At 66.9% G+C, this 7,905-nt stretch carries 8 protein-coding genes; 3 read left to right on the top strand and 5 right to left on the bottom strand.

The genetic code is table 11. From position 1 onward, the window contains the following. Nucleotides 1–238: 238 nt before the first annotated feature. Both SJH88_RS17655 and SJH88_RS17650 read right to left on the bottom strand, forming a co-directional pair. Nucleotides 239–1,327: a tartrate dehydrogenase gene (locus tag SJH88_RS17655; protein WP_045266418.1), complete on the bottom strand. Its 1,089-nt coding sequence runs from the start codon at nt 1,325–1,327 to the stop codon at nt 239–241. A 158-nt stretch (nt 1,328–1,485) separates the two neighbouring features. Continuing rightward, entirely contained in the window at nt 1,486–2,439 is a 954-nt protein-coding gene (locus SJH88_RS17650; protein WP_274755236.1) for an MBL fold metallo-hydrolase, read from the bottom strand. 238 nt (nt 2,440–2,677) lie between these two features. Here SJH88_RS17650 and SJH88_RS17645 point away from each other — a divergent pair, with 238 nt between their 5' ends. After that, nucleotides 2,678–3,616 carry a Bug family tripartite tricarboxylate transporter substrate binding protein gene (locus SJH88_RS17645; protein ID WP_274755235.1) on the top strand — a complete coding sequence of 313 codons (939 nt, stop codon included), beginning with the start codon at nt 2,678–2,680 and terminating at the stop codon, nt 3,614–3,616. Between the two features lie 62 nt (nt 3,617–3,678). Next, nucleotides 3,679–4,620, top strand: a complete 942-nt coding sequence (locus tag SJH88_RS17640) for a LysR substrate-binding domain-containing protein (protein WP_274755234.1) — start codon at nt 3,679–3,681, stop codon at nt 4,618–4,620. A gap of 62 nt (nt 4,621–4,682) precedes the next feature. Here the strand turns inward: SJH88_RS17640 and SJH88_RS17635 are convergent, their stop codons facing one another. The 3 genes from SJH88_RS17635 to SJH88_RS17625 all read right to left on the bottom strand — a co-directional run bounded on the left by SJH88_RS17635 (nt 4,683) and on the right by SJH88_RS17625 (nt 6,967). Further along, the gene (locus SJH88_RS17635; RefSeq protein ID WP_274755233.1) at nt 4,683–5,129 is read right to left on the bottom strand and encodes a GatB/YqeY domain-containing protein; all 447 of its coding nucleotides are present in this window, start codon (nt 5,127–5,129) and stop codon (nt 4,683–4,685) included. 156 nt (nt 5,130–5,285) lie between these two features. After that, nucleotides 5,286–5,498, bottom strand: coding sequence for a 30S ribosomal protein S21 (gene rpsU / locus SJH88_RS17630; protein ID WP_003052999.1), 213 nt, complete (start codon nt 5,496–5,498; stop codon nt 5,286–5,288). Between the two features lie 191 nt (nt 5,499–5,689). Beyond that, a complete protein-coding gene (locus SJH88_RS17625; RefSeq protein WP_274755232.1) occupies nt 5,690–6,967 on the bottom strand; it encodes a BaiN/RdsA family NAD(P)/FAD-dependent oxidoreductase in 1,278 nt (425 codons plus the stop codon). Between the two features lie 157 nt (nt 6,968–7,124). On the opposite strand from SJH88_RS17625, the gene SJH88_RS17620 reads away from it, so the two are divergent. Continuing rightward, nucleotides 7,125–7,619, top strand: coding sequence for an acyl-CoA thioesterase (locus SJH88_RS17620; RefSeq protein ID WP_043385831.1), 495 nt, complete (start codon nt 7,125–7,127; stop codon nt 7,617–7,619). The last annotated feature ends 286 nt before the right edge of the window (nt 7,620–7,905 follow it).

Genomic DNA, 7,905 nt, shown 5'->3' with positions numbered 1-7,905 from the left:
CGCACGCTGCGCAGCAGCGGCTCGATCTGCGCAAACTTCTCTCTGCTGACGTCGCTGGCGTAGGGCTTTCTCTTCACTCGGCTATTGTCGAGTCATAGAAGGATCGTAAACACGTTCTTAGGGGCTCACCTGGTGGCGATGAATTTACATAAAAAAGCACTCCAGCGCATGTGCAGTGAGCGTGGAGTGCTTTGGTTTCAGGAGCATTCGCTGGCCCGGGCTGGGGCCAGTGCCGGCCTCAGGCCTGGGCGATGGCGGCGGCGATGGCCTGGCCCACCTCGGTGGTGCTGGCCGTGCCGCCCAGGTCGGGCGTGCGTGGACCGGTCTTGATGGTGCGCTCGATGGCGGCCACGATGTGGTCGTGGGCCTGGCGCCAGGCGCCTTCGCTGCGGCCCAGGAAGTCCAGCATCAGCGCGCCGGACCAGACCATGGCGATGGGGTTGGCGATGTTCTTGCCGTAGATGTCGGGCGCCGAGCCGTGCACGGGCTCGAACAGCGAGGGGAAGCTGCGCTCGGGGTTGAGGTTGGCCGACGGTGCCAGGCCGATGGTGCCGGTGGTGGCCGGGCCCAGGTCGGACAGGATGTCGCCGAACAGATTGGTGGCGGCCACCACGTCGAAGCGGCCGGGCTGCAGCACGAAGCGCGCGGTCAGGATGTCGATGTGCTGCTTGTCGAGCGTGACCTCGGGGTAGGCCTGGGCCACCGCGTCGGCGCGCCGGTCCCACCAGGGCATGCTGATGGCGATGCCGTTGCTCTTGGTGGCCAGAGTCACGTGCTTCTTGGCGCGGCTCTGGGCCAGGTCGAAGGCGTACTTGAGCAGGCGGTCGGCGCCCTTGCGCGAGTACACCGACTCCTGGATGCAGATCTCGCGGTCCGTACCTTCGAACATGATGCCGCCCAGGGCCGTGTACTCGCCCTCGGTGTTCTCGCGCACCACGTAGTAGTCGATGTCCCCAGGCTTGCGGCCGGCCAGGGGGCAGGGCACGCCTTCGAACAGGCGCACCGGGCGCAGGTTGATGTATTGGTCGAATTCGCGGCGAAACTTGAGCAGCGAGCCCCACAGCGAGATGTGGTCGGGCACGGTGGCGGGCCAGCCCACGGCGCCGAAGAAGATGGCGTCCATGCCGGACAGCTGGGCCTTCCAGTCGTCAGGCATCATCTGGCCGTGTTCGGCGTAGTAGTCGCAGTGGGCCCAGTCGAAGTGGTGGAACTCCAGCGGCAGGTTGAAGCGCTGGGCGGCCGCTTCCAGGGCGCGCAGGCCCTCGGGCATGACTTCCTTGCCGATGCCGTCGCCGGCGATGACTGCGATCTTGCGGGGTGTGGACATCTCAAATCCTTCTGAAATTCTGTCAACGGGATGCGGCATTGTTGAGTCAGACTGCGCACCATGCAATCCGCAAAATGTGCGTTGATTGTTTACGTAGTGTGTGCAATTGCGGCATCAAAAACCCGGCCATGGCCGGGGCTGCCGCGGGGGATGGGCGCTCAGGCGCGCGGCACCCAGTCGTAGCCCGGGCCTGCAGCGCGCAGGCGTCCCAGGGCCGGCATGGGGAAGTGGTAGCCGCCCACCCAACCCCCTTCCTGGGCCAGGCGGCCCAGCAGGGCGTGGCGCGTGGCCCGCGCTTGCTCGGGGTCCATGTCGAACTGCACCTGCCAGTCGGGGTGCTTCACGAACAGGGCCGGGTAGTGCGCCACGTCACCGATGAAGGTGAAGCGTTCGCCACCCGATTGCACGGCGATGGCCGTGTGGCCCGGGGAGTGCCCGAACGCGGCCACCGTCTCCAGGCCGGGAGCAATCGCGCTGCCGGGCGCAAACAGCTTTAGCTGTGCGGCGGGGTAGCCGTCGAAGACGCGGCGCACCGCCCGGAAGCCGCCGCGTGCGGCTTCCGGGGTGGCGTTCATGCGGGCGTCGTCCAGCCAGTGCGCGGCCTCGGGCTGGGGCACATAGACCGTGGCCTGGGGGTAGACCAGGCTGCCATCCTTGCGCCGCAGTCCGTTGATGTGGTCGCCATGCAGGTGGCTGATGACCACCACATCGATGCTGGCCGGGTCGATGCCAGCCGCCTGCAGGTGGCGGTGCAGCTGTCCGGTGCCCGGCGCACCGTTGTCGCCAAAGCCGGTGTCCAGCAAATAGCGCTTGCCATGCAGGTCGACCACGAAACAGGTGTAGGGCACGTCGATGTGCGTGGTCGGCAGCCCGGCGGCCGCCAGCGCGGCCTGCACCTCGGCCAGCGGGGCGTTCTTGACGAAGCCAGCATCCAGGGGGCGGCGGGTGACGCCATCGCTCACGGCCGTCACCCGGGCCTGTCCGATGGTCTGGTGCTGGTAGCCCAGCGCGGCGGTGTTGGTCGCGGCTGGGCGGCTGGCGCAGGCGGACAGCCAGCTGGCAGCGGCCAGGCTGGTGGTGCTCAGAATCCAACGGCGGCGATTGACGTGCATGAAACCTCCTGGGGATGTAGCGATGGAAGGGCGATGGCTCCACCCTGCGTGCAGGGCGCAGCCTTGGCGACAGCGGGTGCGGGCAAATCCCAAAGCACAAATGCCTAGCCAGGCCGGGCATTCGGCTTCCTGGCCCCTGCGCTTTCAAGGAGTTCCGATGGACAAGCACCGATCACCGTCACCCGCAGTTTCTACACTGAAGCGCTGCCGGACAGGGGCAATAGCCCTGCTGGCCGGCATGCTCGCCAGCGGCACCGCCGCCTGGGCCCAGGCGCCGGGCGCCTATCCCAGCAAGAGCATCCGCATGGTGATCCCTTTCACGCCGGGCGGCTCGGCCGACATCCTGGGTCGCGCCATGGGGCATGAGCTGACCAAGGCCTGGGGCCAGTCCGTGGTGCCGGAGAACGTGGCCGGTGCGGGTGGCAGCATTGGCGCCGACCGCGTGGCCAAGGCGGCCGGCGATGGCTATACCCTGCTCATGGGGCATGTGGGCACCCTGGCCATCACGCCCTCGCTGTACCCCAAGCTGCCCTATGACCCGGTGCGTAGCTTCACCCCTATCGCCTGGGTGGCACGCGTGCCCAACGTGCTGGTGGTCCACCCCACGCTGCCGGTGACCGACCTGCCGTCTTTCATCGCCTACGCCAAGGCCCACCCGGATCAGATCAACTACAGCTCCGGTGGCAATGGCAGCGCGGCGCACATGACCATGTCCTACCTGGCGCAGCAGACCGGGGTGCGCATGCAGCATGTGCCCTACAAGGGCACCGCCCCGGCGGTCAACGACCTGGTCGCCGGCCAGGTGCAGGCGCTGTTCACCGGCATTCCCGCAGTGCTGGCGCAGCTCAAGGCCGGGCAGGTCAAGGCCCTGGCCGTGTCCTCGCCGCAGCGCGTGGCCATCCTCCCGCAGGTGCCCACGGTGGCCGAGGCGGCCGTGCCGGGTTTCGAGGCCGACCAGTGGTATGGCATCGTCGGCCCGGCAGGCATGCCCAAGGCTGTGGTGGAGCAGCTGAATGCGCAGATCAATGCCTCGCTGCAAAGCCCGGCCATTCTGGAGCGCCTGCAAAGCGAAGGTGCGCAGCCCATGCCCAGCAGCTCCCAGGTGTTCGGCGAGCTGATCGCCAAGGACCTGGAGCGCTGGCGCAAGGTGATCCAGGACAGCGGCATGAGCCTGTAGGCACGCCGCACCCTGCCTACAATCGGCCGTTTTGTGGAACGGAGACGCCCATCGTGCACACCATGCCCGCGCCGGAAGACCTGCGTGTCTTCATCACCGTGGTGCGCAAGTCCAGCTTCGTGGCGGCGGCCACGGCGCTGGAGGCTTCGCCCGCGTATGTGAGCAAGCGCATCCGCCTGCTGGAGGCCACCCTGGGGGTCAAGCTGCTGCACCGCAGCACACGCCGCGTGGTGGTGACCGAGGAGGGCGAGCGCATCTTCCTGTGGGCGCAGCGCATCCTGGACGACATGGAGCACCTGCTGCAGGAAGCCCAGATCACGCGCCGCGAGCCGCGGGGCCTGCTGCGGGTCAGCAGCAGCTTTGGCTTTGGCCGCAACGTGGTGGCACCGGCGTTGTCCCAGCTGGCGCTGCGCTACCCGGGTCTGCAGCTGCGGTTGGAAGTGTTCGACCGCCTGGTGGATGTGGCGGCCGAGGGGCTGGACTTGGATGTGCGCGTGGGCGACGAGATCGCGCCGCACCTGATTGCGCGCCACCTGGCGGACAACTGCCGCATGCTGTGCGCCGCACCCGCCTACCTGCAGCGCCGCGGTGTGCCGCGCAGCGTAGATGAGCTGGCCGCCCACGACTGCCTGGTGATCAAGGAGCGCGACCACCCGTTTGGCGTGTGGAAGTTGCGCAGCGGCGCCCAGGAGCGCAGCGTGAAGGTGACCGGGCCGCTGTCCACCAACCATGGCGAGATGGCCGTGCAATGGGCGCTGGACGGCCATGGTGTGGTGCTGCGCTCGCTGTGGGATGTGGCGGCCGAGCTGGCCGCCGGGCGCCTGGTGCAGGTGCTGCCCGACTGGCAGCAAAGCGCCAACATCTGGGCGGTGTACCCGACACGGCTGGAGCGCTCCGCCAAGGTGCGTGTGTGCGTGGAGTTTCTGCAGGCTTTCTTTGCCCGCACGCAGCCAGCCGGGATCAAGCAGGCCATGCAGCAGGTCGTGCAAGCCCCCCAAAAATAAAGGGTGTGGGCGCACAGTGGCGCCCACACCCTGGAGCAGTCCGCGCCCAGCGCGGTCCGCCATTACTTGCTCAGCGCGGCCTTCACGGCGGCGGACACCAGGCCCATGTCGGCCTTGCCGGCCAGCTGGGCCTTGACGGCACCCATCACCTTGCCCATGTCGCCAGGGCCGCTGGCCCCCAGCTCGGACACGATGGCCTGCACTGCGGCGGTGATCTCGGCCTCGCCCATCCGCTCGGGCAGGTACACCTTGAGCACTTCCAGCTCGGCCTTTTCCACATCGGCCAGGTCGGCACGGTTGGCGGCTTCGAAGGCGGCAATGCTGTCCTTGCGCTGCTTGATCAGCTTGTCGACGATGGCGATGACGGCGGCGTCATCGAGTTCGATGCGCTCGTCCACTTCCTTTTGCTTCATCGCGGCCTGCAGCAGGCGGATGGTGCCCAGGCGCGCGCTGTCCTTGGCGCGCATGGCGGTCTTCATGTCTTCGGTAATCTGGGCTTTCAAGCTCATACATCTCTCCTGGGTGGGGCGCCGTGGCCGCTGCTGCGAGGGCCTGGCACCGAGAGGTCACTGCGTCCGGGCAGTGGCCAGAAAACAAAAAACCCGCGCCTGGCGTCCCGAGCGCGGGTTTGCGGCGTTTGACGGCCGACTGATCCTAATCGACGATTAGTACAGCTTCTTGGGCAGTTGCATGCTGCGAACGCGCTTGTAGTGGCGCTTCACGGCAGCAGCCTTCTTGCGCTTGCGTTCGGCTGTGGGCTTTTCGTAGAACTCGCGAGCGCGCAGGTCGGTCAGCAGACCCAGCTTTTCGATGGTGCGCTTGAAGCGGCGCAGGGCAACTTCATAGGGTTCGTTTTCTTTGACGCGGATGGTAGTCATTCAGTTTCCAGATATATCTGTGCTGTCAGCGGGTTCTCGGGAAGATCGGGCCTGAGAGCCATAAGCAGCGGTTGTTCCCCGTCTCTATTAACTAGTATGGCCGACGGGGATATGCCAGCAAAGTCGAGCATTATAACGACTTTTGGAAATGTATCTGCAGTGGCCGCTTCGCCCACTGGCGGACTGGGGCTTCAGGCCTGCTCGGCTTGCTGCTGCGCCATGGCCTGGGCGCAGGCAAAGGCACTGGCCCAGGCCCACTGGAAGTTGTAGCCGCCCAGCCAGCCGGTGATGTCCACCACCTCGCCGATGGCGTACAGGCCGGGTTGGTTCTTGCACTCCATGGTCTGCTGCGACAGCGCCTGGGTGGCGATGCCGCCCAGGGTGACTTCGGCCTTCTTGTAGCCTTCCGAGCCTGTGGGCGTGATCTCCCAGCGGCTCAGTTGCTCGGCCAGCTTGCCCAGGGCCTTGTCGCTGGCCTCGTTGATGGGACGCTGCAGCTCGGGCTGCTGCCCGACCCAGGCTTCGGCCAGGCGCGCGGGCAGCAAGGCCGCCAGTTCGTTGACCACCAGCTTGCGCGAGCGGGCCTTGGCCTGTTGCAGCAGCGCGGCCAGGTCGGTGCCGGGCAGCAGGTTGATCTGCAGGGGCGTGCCGGCCTTCCAGTAGCTGGAGATCTGCAGCACCGCCGGGCCGGACAGGCCGCGGTGGGTGAACAGCAGGTCTTCGTGGAAGCTCATGCGTTCCTTCTTGCTGCCGGTGCTGATTTCCACCGGCAGGGCCAGGCCCGCAAGCTGGGCGTAGGGCTGCCAGGCCGCGCCGTCAAAGGTCAGCGGCACCAGGCCGGGGTGGCGTTCCACCAGCGGCAGCTGGAATTGCTGGGCGATGCGGTAGCCGAAATCCGTCGCGCCGATCTTGGGGATGGACAGGCCGCCCGTGGCCAGCACCAGGCGCGGCGCGCGCACCACGCCCCGGTCGGTGGAAATTTCATAGCTGCCGGCGCTTGCTGCATCTGCGCTGGAAGGCAAAAAGCTGATTTTTTTGACGGCGCAGGGCTGCCAGTGCTCGACCTGGCCGGTGGCGCACTCGGCCAGCAGCATGCGGATGATGTCCTCCGCGCTGGTGCTGGCAAACAGCTGGCCCTTGTGCTTTTCCTCGTAGGCAATGCCATGCTGGTCCAGCAGCGCCATGAAGTCGGCCGGGGTGTAGCGCGACAGGGCCGAGCGGCAGAACTGCGGGTTCTGGCCCACGTAGTGCTTGTGCGGCGCACGCACGTCCAGGTCGCGGTTGGTGAAGTTGCAGCGCCCGCCGCCGGAGATGCGGATCTTCTCGGCCACTTTCTCGGCGTGGTCGATCAGCAGCACCTTCAGGCCCGCCTGCCCGGCCTGCGCGGCGCAGAACAGCCCGGCCGCGCCGGCGCCCAGGATGATGGCATCGAAGGCGGTGGTGGCGGGCAGGGCAGGGGCAGCAGTCATGGGGCGGCAAGTACGTGAATGGGGGCCAAAAAAGCAACGCCCATCACACAGACGGGCGGCCCCGGCAGTGTAGCCAAGCGGCCAAGCCCCGCAGGGGCTGCGGGTTGCCCGGCGGCTGTCGTGCCACTGCCACCATCCGTTCCTACAATCCACCGCCATGAACTTGCCTGCACACCAACTCAGCATGACGGTGCTGATGACCCCTGACATGGCCAATTTTTCCGGCAATGTGCACGGGGGCGCAATCTTGAAGAAGCTGGACGAAGTGGCCTACGCCTGCGCCAGCCGCTATGCCGGTCGCTACTGCGTGACGCTGAGCGTGGACCAGGTGATGTTTCTGCAGCCCATCCATGTGGGCGAGCTGGTGACCTTCCTGGCCAGCGTGAACTACACCGGCCATTCGTCCATGGAAATCGGCATCAAGGTGATTGCCGAGGACATCCGCACCCAGGTGGTGCGCCATGTGAACAGCTGCTTTTTCACCATGGTGGCGGTGGACGATGCGCGCAAGCCCGTGCCGGTGCCTGCGCTGCAGACCGAGACCGAGGAACAGCAGCGCCGCTGGCAGGCGGCCTTGATCCGCAAGGACATGCGCAAGGAAGTGGCCCAGCGCTTTGCCGAAACCCGCCAGGCCTCTTCGACCGTGGTGTGATTCCCGGCGCGCTGCGCCCGATGCACAAGTAAAAAGCCGTGCCTGTGGGCACGGCTTTTTGCATGGGGGCTGGGGGCGTGCCGCTGGCGCAGGGGCCAAGCATCAGCCGGGGCCGATGCTGGCCAAGACCACGCGACCCCAGCGGTTGGTGGCGCAGCTGAGCTGTGTTTAGAAGCTTTCCCAGTCGTCGGTGTTGTCGCCGGATGGCGCTGCGGGCGGGGCGGAGGGCTTGGCCGGGCGGGCCAGGGCGGGCGCCGAGGTGGCTGGGGTGGATGCTGTGCGCGCA

It is taken from the genome of Comamonas sp. GCA5 (genome assembly GCF_036541385.1).
GTDB lineage: Bacteria > Pseudomonadota > Gammaproteobacteria > Burkholderiales > Burkholderiaceae_C > Comamonas > Comamonas aquatica.
This window is presented reverse-complemented; position numbering and strand designations above follow the sequence as displayed.